A 15,404-nucleotide genomic window follows, 5' to 3' on the forward strand; every position below is an offset into this window, starting at 1 on the left:
CGCCGCGCGGGCGGTTAGATTCCCGACATGCGCGCACCCGCCCTGCTCTTCGCAGCCCTGCTGCTGTCCGCCTGCGCCCCGGTGGACCAGACCTCCGCCCCCTCCGGTCCCACGGCCGTCGACGGCGTCCCCTGCACCAAGGACAACCTGGCGACGTTGACCAAGGGGAAGCTCACGTTCGGCACCGACCAGCCGGTCTACCCGCCGTGGTACCAGGACGACGACCCGACGAACGGCAAGGGCTTCGAGTCGGCCGTCGCCTACGCGGTCGCCAAGCAGCTCGGGTACGCCCAGGAGGACGTGGCGTGGGTGCGGGTGCCGTTCAACGCGGCCATCCAGCCCGGCGCGAAGACCTTCGACGCCAACCTGACCGAGTTCTCGATCACCGAGGAGCGAAAGCAGGCGGTGGACTTCTCCGCGCCGTACTACACGGTCGCGCAGGCCATCGTCTCGCTGAAGACCGCGCCCGCGGCGGGCGCGAAGTCGATCGCCGACGTGCGCAAGGCCAAGATCGGCGCGCAGGTCGGCACGACCAGCTACAACGCCGCGAAGCGGTTGACCGCCGAGCAGGAGATCGCGGTCTACAACACGAACGACGACGCCAAGGCCGCGTTGCGCGCCGGGCAGATCGAGGCGCTGGTCGTGGACCTGCCGACGGCGTTCTTCATCACCTCCTCGGAGATGGAGGACGCGACGATCGTCGGCCAGATCCCGGCAGGCGACGGCAAGCCCGAGCAGTTCGGCATCGTGCTGGACAAGGGCAGCAAGCTGACCGGCTGCGTGTCCACCGCCGTGGAGGCGCTGCGGTCGCGGGGCGCGCTCGCCGAGATCGAGAAGCAGTGGCTGGCTGCCGAGGGCAAGGCGCCCGAGCTCAAGTGACGAGCGAGCTCCAGCGGGAACGCTTGGCGTACAAGCGTTCCCGCGCTCGGCGCTCCACGGCGGTCGCCCTGCTGTCCACTGTGGTCTTCGCCGCCGCGCTCTGGTTCGCCGTGCGCAGCGCGCCGGGGTGGCCGCGGGTCAAGCAGTCGTTCTTCAGCCTCGACTCGGCGTGGCGGACGCTGCCCGCGGTCCTGGAGGGGCTGTGGCTCAACGTCCGCGTGCTGGTGGTGGCCGAGGTCGTCATCCTGGTGCTGGCGCTGGGGATCGCGGCGCTGCGGACGTTGCGCGGACCGGTGTGGTTCCCGCTGCGGGCGCTGGCCACCGGGTACGTGGACCTGTTCCGCGGGCTGCCGCTGATCATCTGCCTGTTCCTGGTGGGTTTCGGCCTGCCGGGTCTGCGGCTGTCCGGCATCCCCAACGACCCGGTGCTGCTCGGCGGCATCGCGCTGGTGCTCGTGTACTCCGCGTACGTGGCCGAGGTGTTCCGCGCGGGCATCGAGTCGATCCACCCGTCGCAGCTGGCCGCCGCCCGCTCCCTCGGTCTGAACCACCGCAAGACCATGCGGCTCGTCGTGCTGCCGCAGGCGATCCGCCGCGTGCTCCCCGCGCTGCTCAACGACTTCGTGGCGTTGCAGAAGGACTGCGGCCTCATCTCGGTGCTCGGCGCGGTCGACGCCGTGCGGGCCGCGCAGATCGAGTCGGCGGGCGCGTACAACTTCACGCCGTACGTCGTGGCCGGGTTGCTGTTCGTGCTGCTCGCCGTGCCGTCCGGGCGGCTGGCGGACTGGGTGTCGCGGCGCGCCGCGCGCAGGCAGGGGGCGTGATGTCCGAACCGGTTCTCCGCGTGCGCGGGCTGGTCAAGCGGTACGGGGCCACCACGGTCCTCGACGGCATCGACCTCGACGTGCGCGAGCACGAGGTCGTGGTGCTGATCGGCTCGTCGGGCTCCGGCAAGTCGACCCTGCTGCGCTGCGCCAACCTGCTGGAGGAGATCGACGACGGCCAGGTGCTGCTGGACGGCGTGGACGTCTCCGACCCGCGCGTGGACGCCGACGTGGCGCGGCGGGCGATGGGGATCGTGTTCCAGGCGTTCAACCTGTTCCCGCACATGTCCGTGCTCGACAACGTGACCCTCGCACCCCGTGTGGTGCACGGCGTCGCGCGGGACGTCGCCGACGAGCGGGCGCGCGACCTGCTGGCCCGCGTCGGCCTCGCCGACAAGGCCGACGCGTACCCGGACCGGCTGTCCGGCGGGCAGCAGCAGCGCGTCGCCATCGCGCGGGCGTTGGCCTACGAGCCGCGGCTGCTGCTGTTCGACGAGATCACCAGCGCCCTCGACCCCGAACTGGTCGGCGAGGTGCTGGCGCTGGTGCGCGAACTCGCAGGTCAGGGCCGCACGATCGTGATGGCCACGCACGAGATGGGCTTCGCCAAGCAGGTCGCCGACCGCGTCTGCTTCCTCGACGGCGGCAGGCTCCTGGAGTCCGGCCCGCCGGAGCAGGTGCTGGGCGACCCGGTCCACGAGCGGACGCGGCGGTTCCTCAGCCGAGTCATCGACGCGGGCCGCCTGTAGCCCGATCGGGGGTTCAGCTTGCGGCCGAACGCACCTATGGTGCACCACGTGCTTTCCCCACCGAAGGCCGCGGGACTCCTCGCGCTGCTGGTAGCCGCGACCGCCTGCGGCGCCCCCGACGCCACGGGCCCGACCCCGACGTTCCCGCTGACGGCCACGTCGTCGTCGCAGGTCAGCACCCCACCGGTGCCGTCGAACAACACCATCACGGTGAAGCCGACGACCTCCGTGGCGCCGACCGTGGAGGCCACCACCGAACCCTCCCCACCCCCGTCGGAAACCCCTCCACCGGCCCCACCGCAACCTCCGCCGGGTGAGCCGACGGCACCACCGCCGACCGAGGAATCGCCGGGCGGCCCGTTCGTGCTCCAGGGAACGGCGTGCCCGTTCGAGGGGGCGATCGCGGTGAACCGCCGCTTCAAGCCGATGGTCTGCACCGCCGAGGGCGACAAGCTCCGCTGGCAGCCCGCGTAGGTCGTGCCCGAAGAGGGGTCCCCTCGTGGTGAAGGCCCCCCGACGCACACGGTACGACGGGGGTACGACAGTTCGTCAGGCCCAGGCGGTGACGTGCAGTTCGTCGCCGACGGACAGGGTGCCGTGGTGGAGGACCATGGCCTTCATGCCGAACGTGACACCGCCCTCGGCGCGGCGGTAGTCGGCCAGGGTCCTGGTCGGCTCGTGGCCCGCCTTCTGGCCGGTGTCCTGGTCGACGGTGGGCACGACGCAGCGGACGCAGATCCGGGCGTAGCCGAACGACGCCGTGCCGATCGTGACGCCGCGGACGCGGTCCTCGGTGTGCGGTTCCGGCCAGCCGGTCACGACCACGTTGGGGCGGAAGCGGTTCATCGGGATCGGGTCGGCCCCCCGTTGCAGGATGCGCTCGTTGAGGCCGTCCAACGACGCCAGCGAGGTCATCAGCAGGGCGTGGGCGTCGGCGAAGCCGACCTTGCCCTCACCCTCCAGGCCCCGGTCCAGGTCCGGGGGCACGCGGACGAATCGGCACGCGCGGCCCAAGGCCTCGGAGAACCACTCGGCGGCCTCGTCGCCCTGGTCGACGCCCTGGCCGTCCCACCAGTGCACCTTCACCGGCAGGCGCTCGCCGTCGAAGCGGGTCTTGTGCTCGTAGTCCTCAAGGCCGGGCGCGGTGACCAGGAGCCCCTCGTCGACCACGGTCGGGGTGATCACGGCCATCGCGGGGAGCTTGCGCTGGCTGATGAAGTGGCCGTCCACGGCGTCGACCAGCATGAAGTCGCGGTCGTGCACCAGGCCGGTCTCGACGACCGCGCTCGTGGTGAGCGCGGTCGCCGTGCACCCCTTGATGGAGTGGACGAACAAGCCGTGGACGACCGCTGTCACAGGATGGGCTCCGGCACGTAGCCCGCGGCGGTCGGGAACTTGGTGAGGACGTCCTCGACCTGGCCCACGACCGACTCGACCTGCTGGGCGGCCACGCCGGTGAACGACAGCCGGTCGGCCAGCAGCGCGTCCAGCTGGGCGCGGTCGAGCGGCAGGCGGTCGTCGGCGGCGAGGCGGTCGAGGAGGTCGTTCTCGGCGCCCTGCTCGCGCATCGCCAGCGCCACGGCGACCGCGTTCTCCTTGATCACCTCGTGGGCCGTCTCCCGGCCGACGCCCGCGCGGATGGCGCCCATCAGCACCTTCGTGGTCGCGAGGAACGGCAGGTAGCGGTCCAGCTCGCGCGCGACGACGGCCGGGTACGCGCCGAACTCGTCGAGCACGGTCAGCAGCGTCTCCAGCAGCCCGTCCAGCGCGAAGAACGCGTCCGGCAGCGCGACCCGGCGGACGACCGAGCACGACACGTCGCCCTCGTTCCACTGGTCGCCCGCCAGCTCGCCGACCATCGACAGGTAGCCGCGGAGGATCACGGCGAAGCCGTTCACGCGCTCGCACGAGCGGGTGTTCATCTTGTGCGGCATGGCGCTGGAGCCGACCTGGCCGGGCTTGAAGCCCTCGGTGACCAGCTCGTGGCCCGCCATCAGCCGGATGGTCTTCGCCAGCGACGACGGGCCCGCGGCGAGCTGCACGAGGCTGGAGACCACGTCGAAGTCGAGCGAGCGCGGGTACACCTGGCCGACGCTGGTCAGCACCTTCTCGAAGCCGAGGTGGCCCGCGACCGTGCGCTCCAGCTCCACCAGCTTCGCCGGGTCGCCGCCGAGCAGGTCGAGCATGTCCTGCGCCGTGCCGACCGGGCCCTTCACGCCGCGCAGCGGGTAGCGGGCGATCAGCTCGTCGAGCCTGGTGAACGCCACCAGCACCTCGTCCGCCGTGGTCGCGAAGCGCTTGCCCAGCGTCGTGGCCTGCGCGGCCACGTTGTGCGAGCGGCCCGCGATGACCAGGTCGGTGTACTCCGTCGCCAGCCGCGCGAGGCGCGCGAGGACGGAGGCGGTGCGGCCGCGGACCAGTTCGAGCGACCGCAGGACCTGCAACTGCTCCACGTTCTCGGTCAGGTCGCGCGAGGTCATGCCCTTGTGCACGTGCTCGTGGCCCGCGAGGGCGTTGAACTCCTCGATGCGCGCCTTCACGTCGTGGCGGGTGATCCGCTCGCGGGCGGCGATCGAGGCCAGGTCGACCTGCTCGACGACCCGTTCGTAGTCGGCGATGGCCCCCTCCGGCACGTCGATGCCGAGCGACGCCTGCGCCCGCAGCACGGCGAGCCAGAGCCTGCGCTCCAGCACGATCTTGTGCTCCGCGGACCACAGGGTGACCAGCTCGTTGGAGGCGTAGCGGCCTGCGAGGACGTTCGAGATTCGGGGCTTGCTCACGAGGTGAGCCTAGTCAATTCGGCAGGGTGATCGATTCGTTGGTGGCCAGCCTGGTCAACTGGTCGAAGTTCATCGGGACGCTGACCCCGAGCGCGGCGTTCGGGTCCGCCAGCCTCGGCCTCGACGTCATGCCGACCACCGACCCGTCCTTCCGGTAGTGGTAGACGGTCCGCTCACCCGTGTAGAAGCCGCCGCTGCCCGTCTTGCCGCCCAGTTCCACGGCGACCACCACGGACCCGTCCGGCCGCTTGACCGGGCTGCACGTGCTGGGGTCCGGCAGGTTCCGGCACATGCCCTCGGGTGTCGGTCCCCACCCTCCCGGCCCGGCCAGGGTGATGTTCAGCTGCGCCGCCCCGGTCGGGCCGACGTAGTCGACCGACCCCATGAGGATGTCGTTCACCGACCGGTCCCGCGCGTAGGCCGACGGCTGGAAGTCCGGGCTCCACGTGCCGATGCTGCTCACCTCGGCCCCCTCGTGCTGGAGCGCGGGGCTGATGACGACCTCCCACATCGAGGCGAGGAAGGGCTGGTCCTCCAAGTACGTGTGGCCGCGCCGCTTCACGTCGTTCGGCGGCCACGGGAAGTTCAGCGTCGACGGGGTCGTCGCGCTGCTGGTCGTGGACACGCCGGTCGCGCTCTCCACCCGGTTGCGGCCGGACGTGAGGAACGCGGGCAGCGTGGCCACCGTCGCGATGATCAGCGCCGTGGCGACGCCGACGCTCATCAGCGCCCGCCGCCGCCTCGTCAGCTGCTCGGCGCGGGCCATGAACGTGTCGGGGTCGAAGTCCAGGGGTGGTTCGTCCCACACCGCTTGCTGCAAAGAATCGCGCAAGTCCTGTTCACTCACGACGCCACCTCCCGTTCCATGGTCGAGCCGTTGTTCTCCAAAGCGTCGACGGCCGCTCGTAACGCCACGAGCCCTCTCGCCGTCTGGCTCTTCACCGTGCCTTCGGTGCACCCCATCACCGCCGCGACGTCCGTGACGGACAAATCCTCGAAGTAGCGCAGCACGAGCACGGCCCGTTGTCGGGGAGGCACCTTGATCAGCGCTTTCTGGATCAGCTCCTTGGCCCACAACCGGCCGCTGACCAGGTCCGGGTCGGCCCCCGAGTCGGCCGTCTCCGGCAGTTCGCCGTCGCGCTGCTCGGCCCGCCGCCACGGTCTGCGCTTCTCGTCCAGCCAGGTGCGCAGCAGGATCTTCCTGGCGTACGCCCCGGCGTGGTCCTGCTGCTGCACGCGGTGCCACGCCTGGTAGAGCTTCATCAGGCTCTGCTGCATCAGGTCTTCCGCGGTGTGCCAGTCGCCGCAGAAGAGGTACGCGGTGCGGCGCAGGGAAGCGGCATGGGTCACCGCGAACTCACGAAATCCCTGTTCCTCGGCCTTGCGCATGCATACCCCTTCCGCGCACTCACCCCTTAGTACGCGCCGCGCGCGGACGGGGTTGCACGACCGGTCAGGCGGTCTTCGCCAGCGCCACGGCGAGCTTGCGGCGGGCCGCGGCCCTGGGGTCCGGGCTGACCTCCACCAGCGCGTTGACCACGGTGCCGTCGACGATCGCGATCAGGTCGCCGACGTGCTCGGGGCTGAGCTTCTTGCCCGCCTTGGTGAAGATCGCCAGCAGCAGGTCGTGCAGCTCCACGGTCAGCTCGCGCATCAGCGGCCGGAGGAACGGGCGGCGGCCGGTGGCGACCAGCCGCTCGTAGCGGAGCACGACGGCCTCGACGTCGTGGGACGGGCCGAGGAGCAGGTCGAGCACCAGTTCGATGAAGGCGTCGTCGCCGCACTCCTCCGGGTCGAGTTCGGCGAGCCGGGCCTCGCCGTACGCCAGTTCCGCGCGGCCGTGGCGGTCGAGCGCGACGGTGATGAGCTCGTCGAGCGAGTCGAAGTAGTACGTGGTGGAGGCCAGCGGGAGGCCGGCGCGTTCGGCGACCGCACGGTGCCGAACGGCGTCGAACCCACCGTCGACGAGGAGGCCGATGGCGGCCTCGACGAGCGCTTGGCGGCGGCGCTCGCCCTTGGGGGTTGCAGCGGTCATGAGGCCCGATTGTCCCACGTCAGTGTCCGCCGCTCGCCAGGTTGAGGCCGATCACACCGCTGACGATGGCCGTGATGGACAGCAGCTTGAGGACCGAGACGCCGTCACCCAGCCAGACCATGCCGATCACGGCGGTCACGGCCGCGCCGATGCCGGTCCACGCCGCGTAGGCCGCGCCGACCGGCAGCTGCCTCAACGCCCAGGCGAGGCCGCCGAGGCTGATGACGAACGTGACGGCGAAGTACAGCGAGGGGACCAGCTTGGTGAAGCCCTCGGACTGCTTGAGCGAGATGGCCCACCCGGCCTCGAAGAGGCCTGCGACCACCAGGACGAACCATGCCACGACGACACCTCCAGAATGTGGCACTAGCGTACCAAATTTCTGGTACACCCGTGCCACAACTCCGGTGGGTCAGAACTTGCCGCCCAGCTTCGCGGCGATGGAGTCCACCTTGCCCGCGGCCGACGGGGCCTCGCTGACCACGTACAACGTCGACCCGTTCTTCGTCAGCCTCTTCGACAGGGCGGCACCGTCCGGTGTGCTCAACGTCCCCCGACCGGGCACGACGACGGCGTACACCCGGCCGTCGGCGAGGTCGAACGACGCCGACTTCGACCCCACCGGGCACGCCAGCCCGGCGGGCGCGGCCTTGTCCGGTGCGACCGAGAGCTCGCCAGCGAGGGCGTTGGCGAGCTCCCGGTCGACCGTTCCGCACCCACTGGGGGTGCCGCCGACCGTGGGGTCGGCGCTCCCCGGAGGCTCCACTCCCTGCATGGAAGAGCTTCCGGGGTCGTTCTGGGGGTTGGCGTCACCGCGCTGCACGGTGACGTCCGGGGTGCTCATCTCGTACGGGGCGGGCGCCTGCTCCGCCACCTTGCCGGACCCGCCCGTGTCGTTGGCGGACGCGGAGGTGGCGCTCTCGTGGCTCGTGCTGCTGAACAGGCCGGTGCCGAGGGCGACCCCGCCGACCAGGACCACCGCGGCCATGGTCGAGCCGAGCAGGACCGACCGCTGCCGCACGGCCGCCCTGTGCGACGCGGCCCGCACGTCACCGGCGTCGAAGGACGACGGTGGCGCGTCCCGCACCGCGTCCTTGAAGAGTTCCGCGAGCTTGTTCTCGTCCACCTACATCCACCTCCTCGGCGCGGTCATGAAGCCGGTCGCAAGTCGTCGATCGCGTCGCCGAGCGCGTCGCGCAGCGCCTCCAGGCCCCGTGAGGTCTGGCTCTTCACGGTCCCCTCCGAGCATCCCAGCGCCTCGGCGGTCCCCGCCACGTCCAGCCCCTCCAGGAACCTCAGCACGAGCACCGCCCGTTGGCGCGGAGGAACCCGGCGCAGGCCCGCGACCAGCGTCTCCCTGGTGGCGACGGACTCGCCGATCTCACCGTCGCCGACGGGCGTCTCGGGAAGTTCGTCAACGAAACGCTCCCTCCGCCACGGTCGCCGGGACTCGTCGATCACCGCGCGCACCACCGACCGGCGGACGTAGGCGTCCAGGGCCTGCTTGTCCCGGATCTTGCGCCACCTGCGGTGCAGCGCGACGAACGCCGTCTGCGCGAAGTCGTCCGCCCGGTGCCAGTCACCACAGAGCAGGAACGCCGTTCGGCGCACGGCCTCCCGGCGAGCTGCGAAGTACTCCGCGAACTCCTGCTCGTCGTGCTGGTCCACGCGGACTCTCTCCGCTCGTCGTGCTTGCGAGTACGGGACGGAACTGACGGGCCCAACGGTTGCACGAACCCCTCACGAGATGTGCGTCACCCCCCATCGTCTTACTGCCGATGGCGTTCGGTGTGCGCGCGCTCGGTGTGATGTGATCCATTCGTGACCCAGATCGCACCGATCGACCTCCGTTCCGACACCGTCACCCAACCTGACGAGGCCATGCGGCTGGCCATGTCGGCCGCCGAGGTGGCCGACGACGTGATCGACCACGACCCCACCATGCGAGCTCTTGAGGAGCGCGTCGCCGAGCTGCTCGGCGTCGACGCGGCGCTCTGGGTGCCGAGCGGGTCGATGGGCAACCTGATCGCGCTGATGATCCACCTGAACCGCGGCGACCGGTTCCTCGCGCCGCTCGGCTCGCACGTCCTGGACGCCGAGCTGGGCACCGCCGCGTGGCTCGCGGGCGGGATGCCGCACGCGCTGGCGTGGGACGCCGCGCCCGGCCGCGCGTCGGCCGAGTCGATCCGCGCCGCCGCGGGCGTGGAGGGGCCGTACTACAACCTGCGCACGACGCTGCTGTGCCTGGAGAACACGCACAACGCGGCGGGCGGCTCCGTGACCCAGCCGGACGAGCACGCGATGCTCGTGTCGGTGGCCAAGGAGACCGGGCTGCGGGTGCACCTCGACGGCGCGCGGCTGTGGAACGCGTCCGTGGCGCTCGGCGTGCCGCCCGCGGCGCTGACCGTGGGCGTCGACAGCGTGCAGGTGTGCCTGAGCAAGGGCCTCGGCGCGCCCGTCGGGTCGGTCGTGGCGGGCTCGACGACGTTCGTCGCGGAAGCCCGGCGGATCCGCAAGATGCTCGGCGGCGGCGTCCGCCAGGGCGGGATCCTCGCGGCCGCGGGCCTGGTCGGGCTGGACCGGATCGACGACCTCGCGCAGGACCACGCCAACGCGCGGACGTTGGCGGAAGGCCTGGTCGAGCTGGGCTGGACCGTGCCGATGCCGGAGACGAACATCGTGCTCGCCGAGGTCCCGGACCTGGAAGTCACCATCGTGGGCCTGCGGCACCTCGGGGTTTACACCGGCCCGATGGCGGGAAAGCTCCGGTTCGTGACTCACCGTGACGTGACGGAAGCTGATATCAAGGAGACGTTGCGCCGGATCTCGTCCGCGAGCTGAGGGAGCGTCCGACCATGTGGATCGTGTTCGACTACGGCGAGGTCATCAGCACCCGCACGGCGGCACTGCCGACGTTGGCGTCGATGCTGGGGACGACCGCGGACCGGCTCGAAGAGGTCTACTGGGCCGGACGCGACCTCTACGACCGCGGCCAGTCCGACGTGGACTACTGGCGGGGTGTCGGGGAGGCGGTCGGCGCGGACGTGTCGGCCGACCTCGCGGCCTCGTTGACCGAAGTGGACACCGAGGGCTGGCTCCAGCCGGACGCCGAGTCGCTGGCGCTGCTGCACGAGCTCGCCGACCTGCCGTTGGCGCTGCTGTCCAACGCGCCGTCGTCGTTCGGCCGGGCCGTGGAGCAGCAGCCGTGGGCGAAGAACTTCCGGCACCTGGTGTTCTCCGGCGACCTCGGCGTCGCCAAGCCCGACCCGGCGATCTGGGAGGCCTTGGCGCGCCAGCTGGAGACCACGCCGGGTGACTGCGTGTTCTTCGACGACCGGCAGAGCAACATCGACGGCGCGCTCGAAGCGGGCATGGGCGGGGTGCTGTGGCTCGGCGCCGTGCCCGCGCGCGAGGAGCTGGTGCGGCTAGGCGTGCTCGGCTGAGCCCTTGGCGTTGATCTCCGCTCGCAGCTCGGCCAGTTCCGAGCGCAGCGAGCGGACCTCCGTGAGCAGCGCCTCGTCGGCCCGTTCGAGCTGCTGCTCGACCCCGCTGAGCTTCTCCACCAGCCACGACGCGATCGTGCCGGTGATGACGCCCAGCAGGGCGATGCCGCCGATCATCAGCAGGCCGGCGACCATGCGGCCTTCCCACGTCACGGGGTAGCGGTCTCCGTAGCCGACGGTCGAGATCGTGGTCAACGTCCACCACAGGGCGTCGCCGAAGGTCGTGATGGTGGCGTTCTCGTGGTGGCGCTCGGCGTCCAGCACGGCCAGCGACGCGCACAGCCCGACCATCAGCGTCACGCCCGCCACGTAGATGCCGACCCGCTGCCGGATCTTGCCCGCGAGGCGCTTGTTCAGCACGTTGAGGACGGTGACCAGGCGCAGCACGCGGAGCTGCCGGACGACCGGCAGCAGCACGGCGAGCAGGTCGAACAGGTGCCGGACGACGAACTTCGGCTTGTTCACGGCCAGCGTGAGCCGCACGACGTAGTCGACGGCGAACACCAGCCAGACGATCCACAGGACCACTTCGAGCACGACCCGCACGCCCGGCGTGGCGCCGTCGTCCAGCACCTGCCAGGCGTACGCGACGAGGAAGACGACCGCCAGCCCCGTCAGGGGCCACTCGGCACGGGCCTCCCAGGCGACGAGGCGGCGTTCGTCTGCTTGGAGCACCGCCTCATAGTGAACTCTCGACCTGCGGTTTTCCAGTGGTTCAGGTCTTGGACTTGCCCTTGATCGCCCCGTAGGCGGCGGTGCCGAGGAACAGCACGCCACCGACGATGGCGAGCCAGAAGATCCCCTTGACCACTGCGCCGAGGATCGTCAGCGCCAACCAGATCGCCAACAGCACCGCGATGATCCGGACCATAGTGCGCACCCCCTGAGTCTCTTACTTCGTGAACGATCGACCACCGCGAACGGTTCCCTACCCGAGCCACGCCTTGAGCCGCCGCAGCCCTTCCTCGATGTCCCCGGTCGCCCCGGCGAACGAGAACCGCACGAACTCGTGCCCGTGCACCGGATCGAAGTCGATGCCGGGCACGATCGCCACCCCGGTGTCGTCCAGCAACTTCCGGCAGAACACCATCGAGTCGTCGGTCAGGTGCGAAACATCTGCATACGCGTAGAACGCCCCGTCAGCAGGCGCGACCCGCGAGATCCCCACCCCGTCCAGCCCGCTCAACAGCAGATCCCGGTTGGCCCGGTACCGATCCACCAACGCACCCATCTCGGCGTACGACTCGGGCTCGAACGCCGCCACCGCCGCGTACTGAGCCAACGCGGGCGGACACAGCGTGAAGTTCCCGGTCAACCGATCCACAGCCCGCCGCAACCGCTCGGGCACCACCATCCACCCCAGCCGCCACCCCGTCATGGCAAAGGCTTTGGAGAACGAGTTCACGACAACGGCTTCACGAGACGTCTCCCAAGCACACGCGAGCGGCCGCCCGTAACTGATCCCGTGGTAGATCTCGTCACTGACGAGCTGCACCCCACGCTCGACACACCACGCACCCAACGCCGCCAACTCAGCAGCGTCCAACACCGTCCCAGTCGGATTAGCCGGACTGGCCAGGACAAGCCCGTCGATCGGCCCCACCTCGGCCAACATCTCCACAGTCGGCTGAAACCGCGTCTCCGGCCCACAAGCCAACTCCACGACCTCGCACCCCAACGCCCGCAGGATGTTCCGATAGGCCGGATACCCGGGCCGCGCCAACGCAACGCGATCCCCAACATCAAAAGCGGCCAGGAACGCCAACAAGAACGCCCCAGAAGACCCAGTCGTCATCACCACGTCATCCGGACTCACCTCAAGCCCGTACTGCCGCCGGTAATGCCCGGCCAACGCGACCCGCAACTCCAGAATCCCCAGTTGCTCCGTGTACCCGAGCGACCGCTCCACCAACGCCCGCTGAGCAGCCTCGATCACCAAGGCAGGCGCCTGACTCGACGGCTGCCCAGCAGCAAAAGACACCACGTCCCCATGCGTCCGCTGCCGTAGAGCAGCAGCGGACATCACGTCCATCACGTGAAACGGCGGCACATCCGCCCGAGCGGCAACAGACAGGCGACGCAGGTCATCCGACATAGCAGCCAGGCTAACCGCCACCCCCCAGCCCAAACACACCCCGTGACCAGCACAACCTCACCAACGAGCGCACCCAACCAGCCACCAACAAGCGCACCCGACTCGGGACCAACTCACCGAGCGGTCGCACTCAACCTTGGGCCAACTCACAACAAGCGGTCACACCCAACCTGGGCTCGACTCACCCCCAGCAGACGCACCCAACCCGAGTGACGCCCAGACCCCTCCCGCCACCCCGATCCCAAGCGCCTTCGTGCTTTCCAAGCTTTGTCAAGGCATCTTTCCCGCCTTGACAAAGCTTGGAAAGCATCGAAATAATTGCGCGACCGGGGTGCCACACCCACCCGAAACCCTCAATAACCTTGGTACCCACCACCACTGGCCATGGAAGCCAACCCAGGATGCCCCTCAAACCCACCATAACGCGAGAACGTGTACCGCACCCCAGCAATAATATTATCCACCGGGTTGTAAATATCATCATGCCCAGGCAACTTGTACGACTGGAACGTAGGATCGATGCACTGCATCAACCCCTTGGAAGGCGTCCCAGCAGCAGCATTGGAATCCCAGTCGTTGATAGCATGCGGATTCCCCCCGGACTCCTTCTCGATGATCGTCCAAATCTCATCGATGTTGGCATCGGTAACCGGAATCCCATTGGCCTGCAAAATCTTGATCGCCTCACGGATCCACTGATCAACGTTCCCAGGTGGCGGCCCACTACTAGGCGGCGGCCCACTGGCCCCAAACCCACCAAATCCGCCACCACCTCCACCGCCACCACCGACGGAACCCCCACCGCCTCCACCACCAGAAGCCCCACCCCCAGAAGACTGAGCGGCAGCAGCAGGCGGCGCATCAGACACAGGCGCGGACACAGGCTCAGCACTGGACGTAGACGTCTCCGCCTCCCGAACAGGAGCCCACTCCACCGGATTAGCAGGCGCGGGCACAAACGTCTGCACCATCGGATCCGCCAACGAGGAGAACTTCGGCGCGATCCCCGAAACCCTCCCCTTCAAAGCACTCACCCCAGCACTGACAGCGTTCTCCGCCGTCTCGATCACCGGCTTAGCATCCCCAGCCGCATCAGCACACAGCGACCGAACAATCCCCTCCACATCCTCAGGCGACAGGGAAGCATTCTTCGCCCGAGCCCCCCGAACAGCACTCAGCAGATCCTCACAAATCCGCGTAACAGAAGTCTTCGCCGTCTCCAAAGCCCCAGCGACGGTCTCCAAATCCTCAGCAGCCCCACTCAACGCATCCTTGAGCGAAGCACCACTCTTCCCGAATTCCCCCATATAAGCCACAAACCCGTCAGCCGAAGCCCCTTCCCAAGCCCCGTCCAACCGGTTCACCGACTGCTGAACAACATTCCCACTATCCCCGCACTTGCCAGCGGCGTCCTTCCACCGACCAGCCATCTCCCGCACAGCCTCAGGCTGAGCCGACTCCACCTTCTGCGCCAGCGCCGCCAGTTCCTGCCCCCCTGGCAGCCCCGCGACCTCGTCCACAGCACTCATTCGGTCACCTCGCCCGGAAGTTGTCGGCGCCTTGGTCGTCAACGTCGACGACGGCTTGTTGGATCTTGTCGAGCGCTCGTTCGACTTTCCCGAGCAGGCTCTCAGCCGCGGCGAACTCCGTCCCAGCGGCCGAGTCCAACGCCGACGCCGCCGACGCAACCCCACCGGAACTCGCGAGTTTGCCGAAGATGTCCGGATTCCCGTACAGGTTGGCGAAACCGTCGCCCACCGCGCCGAATTGTCCCGCCTGGCTGGAGACGGTGCTCCGGCACTGCTCCATCGCCTCGGCGTTGATCTTCGCGACAGCCACGCCTACCCCCTTGAATAGTCGTCTTGAATGCTAGAGCCGCGACGCGCCACCGTCCCGGCTTCGGCCCGAATGTCATCCATCGAGGTCATCGAGCAACGCCCCCACCCGCGCCCGCAGCACGGCGGCGTCCGCGGCCGTCCCGTCGGCCAGCCACCGCCCGGTCTCCGTGTCGTGGAAGTCCACGAAGTCCGCCGCCCGACGACGACGCCCGCGCGGGTCGAGCACAGCGGCCCCGAACTGCCCGCTCAACCGCGCCCCCACTCCGTACTCCGGCACCAGCTCGACCAGCGACGACACCAGGTCGCCCGCCAGATCGCCCGCCAGGTCGCCCACCGCCAGTTCCCGCCCGGTCAGCACCGCCAGCACCCCGTCCCCACCGGCCACGGCCGCCAGCGCCCGCACCGCCGACCGCCCGATCCCCAACCGCAGGTCGACCGCCCGCGGCGGGCTGGCCAGCAGCTTGAACGCGGCCGCGAGCCACGGGTCGACCTCGTCACCCCGCACGAGGTCCACTTCGGACAGTTCGGCCCACGCCGCGGGTCTGGTCAGCGGATCGTGCTCGACGTGCAGGACGATCGGCATCGCGCCGAGGTCGAGGTGGTGCCACGCGGCCTGGTAGGCGGCCGAACTCATGGTCCGTCGTGCTGGGGTCACCAGACGTCACTCCCGATGGCGGCGGGCGTGTCTCCCGGCCCCCCCG

Annotated in this window: 20 protein-coding genes; 6 read left to right on the forward strand and 14 right to left on the reverse strand. The window is 69.5% G+C overall.

Translation table 11 applies throughout. The features are described 5' to 3' along the window. The first annotated feature begins 27 nt into the window (after positions 1 to 27). Genes ACFWW9_RS28720 through ACFWW9_RS28735 form a run of 4 tightly spaced genes read left to right on the forward strand, consistent with a single transcriptional unit; the run spans position 28 to position 2,926 of the window. Positions 28 to 879 (forward strand): ABC transporter substrate-binding protein, encoded by an 852-nt coding sequence (locus tag ACFWW9_RS28720; protein ID WP_390384278.1) that lies wholly within the window; start codon positions 28 to 30, stop codon positions 877 to 879. After that, positions 876 to 1,703, forward strand: coding sequence for an amino acid ABC transporter permease (locus ACFWW9_RS28725; protein WP_390384280.1), 828 nt, complete (start codon positions 876 to 878; stop codon positions 1,701 to 1,703). The genes ACFWW9_RS28720 and ACFWW9_RS28725 overlap by 4 nt, the downstream gene beginning before the upstream one ends. Beyond that, the gene (locus ACFWW9_RS28730) at positions 1,703 to 2,452 is read left to right on the forward strand and encodes an amino acid ABC transporter ATP-binding protein (protein ID WP_390384282.1); all 750 of its coding nucleotides are present in this window, start codon (positions 1,703 to 1,705) and stop codon (positions 2,450 to 2,452) included. The genes ACFWW9_RS28725 and ACFWW9_RS28730 overlap by 1 nt, the downstream gene beginning before the upstream one ends. A 48-nt stretch (positions 2,453 to 2,500) precedes the next feature. Beyond that, entirely contained in the window at positions 2,501 to 2,926 is a 426-nt protein-coding gene (locus ACFWW9_RS28735; RefSeq protein WP_390384283.1) for a hypothetical protein, read from the forward strand. Positions 2,927 to 3,001: 75 nt separating this feature from the next. Here ACFWW9_RS28735 and ACFWW9_RS28740 read toward each other — a convergent pair whose 3' ends face one another. The 8 genes from ACFWW9_RS28740 to ACFWW9_RS28775 form a co-directional block, all read right to left on the reverse strand. Beyond that, positions 3,002 to 3,808, reverse strand: coding sequence for an MOSC domain-containing protein (locus ACFWW9_RS28740; protein ID WP_390384285.1), 807 nt, complete (start codon positions 3,806 to 3,808; stop codon positions 3,002 to 3,004). Then, positions 3,805 to 5,232 (reverse strand): adenylosuccinate lyase, encoded by a 1,428-nt coding sequence (gene purB / locus ACFWW9_RS28745; protein ID WP_390384287.1) that lies wholly within the window; start codon positions 5,230 to 5,232, stop codon positions 3,805 to 3,807. Before purB ends, ACFWW9_RS28740 begins: the two co-directional genes overlap by 4 nt. A 13-nt stretch (positions 5,233 to 5,245) precedes the next feature. Beyond that, positions 5,246 to 6,079, reverse strand: coding sequence for a hypothetical protein (locus ACFWW9_RS28750; RefSeq protein WP_390384289.1), 834 nt, complete (start codon positions 6,077 to 6,079; stop codon positions 5,246 to 5,248). Further along, positions 6,076 to 6,621 (reverse strand): RNA polymerase sigma factor, encoded by a 546-nt coding sequence (locus tag ACFWW9_RS28755; protein ID WP_390384291.1) that lies wholly within the window; start codon positions 6,619 to 6,621, stop codon positions 6,076 to 6,078. The genes ACFWW9_RS28750 and ACFWW9_RS28755 overlap by 4 nt, the downstream gene beginning before the upstream one ends. A 64-nt stretch (positions 6,622 to 6,685) precedes the next feature. Beyond that, positions 6,686 to 7,267 carry a TetR/AcrR family transcriptional regulator gene (locus ACFWW9_RS28760; RefSeq protein WP_390384294.1) on the reverse strand — a complete coding sequence of 194 codons (582 nt, stop codon included), beginning with the start codon at positions 7,265 to 7,267 and terminating at the stop codon, positions 6,686 to 6,688. Between the two features lie 19 nt (positions 7,268 to 7,286). Next, complete coding sequence (locus ACFWW9_RS28765) at positions 7,287 to 7,610, reverse strand: DMT family transporter (protein ID WP_390384297.1); 324 nt, start codon at positions 7,608 to 7,610, stop codon at positions 7,287 to 7,289. 69 nt (positions 7,611 to 7,679) lie between these two features. Beyond that, positions 7,680 to 8,393 (reverse strand): hypothetical protein, encoded by a 714-nt coding sequence (locus ACFWW9_RS28770; protein WP_390384299.1) that lies wholly within the window; start codon positions 8,391 to 8,393, stop codon positions 7,680 to 7,682. A gap of 23 nt (positions 8,394 to 8,416) precedes the next feature. After that, positions 8,417 to 8,935, reverse strand: coding sequence for a SigE family RNA polymerase sigma factor (locus ACFWW9_RS28775; protein ID WP_390384302.1), 519 nt, complete (start codon positions 8,933 to 8,935; stop codon positions 8,417 to 8,419). 153 nt (positions 8,936 to 9,088) lie between these two features. On the opposite strand from ACFWW9_RS28775, the gene ACFWW9_RS28780 reads away from it, so the two are divergent. Further along, positions 9,089 to 10,108, forward strand: a complete 1,020-nt coding sequence (locus tag ACFWW9_RS28780) for a threonine aldolase family protein (protein ID WP_390384304.1) — start codon at positions 9,089 to 9,091, stop codon at positions 10,106 to 10,108. A 14-nt stretch (positions 10,109 to 10,122) separates the two neighbouring features. Continuing rightward, a complete protein-coding gene (locus ACFWW9_RS28785; RefSeq protein WP_390384306.1) occupies positions 10,123 to 10,710 on the forward strand; it encodes an HAD family hydrolase in 588 nt (195 codons plus the stop codon). On the opposite strand, the gene ACFWW9_RS28790 is transcribed toward ACFWW9_RS28785, so the two are convergent. The 6 genes from ACFWW9_RS28790 to ACFWW9_RS28815 all read right to left on the reverse strand — a co-directional run bounded on the left by ACFWW9_RS28790 (position 10,693) and on the right by ACFWW9_RS28815 (position 15,358). Continuing rightward, on the reverse strand, positions 10,693 to 11,445 hold the full coding sequence (locus ACFWW9_RS28790) for a potassium channel family protein (protein ID WP_390384309.1): 753 nt from the start codon (positions 11,443 to 11,445) through the stop codon (positions 10,693 to 10,695). The genes ACFWW9_RS28785 and ACFWW9_RS28790 overlap by 18 nt on opposite strands. 40 nt (positions 11,446 to 11,485) lie before the next feature. Then, positions 11,486 to 11,650 carry a hypothetical protein gene (locus ACFWW9_RS28795; protein WP_390384345.1) on the reverse strand — a complete coding sequence of 55 codons (165 nt, stop codon included), beginning with the start codon at positions 11,648 to 11,650 and terminating at the stop codon, positions 11,486 to 11,488. A gap of 48 nt (positions 11,651 to 11,698) precedes the next feature. Then, the gene (locus ACFWW9_RS28800) at positions 11,699 to 12,865 is read right to left on the reverse strand and encodes a pyridoxal phosphate-dependent aminotransferase (protein ID WP_390384311.1); all 1,167 of its coding nucleotides are present in this window, start codon (positions 12,863 to 12,865) and stop codon (positions 11,699 to 11,701) included. 353 nt (positions 12,866 to 13,218) lie between these two features. Beyond that, complete coding sequence (locus ACFWW9_RS28805; RefSeq protein WP_390384313.1) at positions 13,219 to 14,394, reverse strand: transglycosylase SLT domain-containing protein; 1,176 nt, start codon at positions 14,392 to 14,394, stop codon at positions 13,219 to 13,221. 4 nt (positions 14,395 to 14,398) lie between these two features. Continuing rightward, positions 14,399 to 14,704, reverse strand: coding sequence for a hypothetical protein (locus ACFWW9_RS28810; RefSeq protein WP_390384315.1), 306 nt, complete (start codon positions 14,702 to 14,704; stop codon positions 14,399 to 14,401). Between the two features lie 72 nt (positions 14,705 to 14,776). Next, positions 14,777 to 15,358: an ESX secretion-associated protein EspG gene (locus tag ACFWW9_RS28815; RefSeq protein ID WP_390384317.1), complete on the reverse strand. Its 582-nt coding sequence runs from the start codon at positions 15,356 to 15,358 to the stop codon at positions 14,777 to 14,779. Positions 15,359 to 15,404: the final 46 nt, after the last annotated feature.

This window comes from Umezawaea sp. NPDC059074 (assembly GCF_042738955.1).
In the GTDB taxonomy this organism is placed as follows: domain Bacteria; phylum Actinomycetota; class Actinomycetes; order Mycobacteriales; family Pseudonocardiaceae; genus Umezawaea.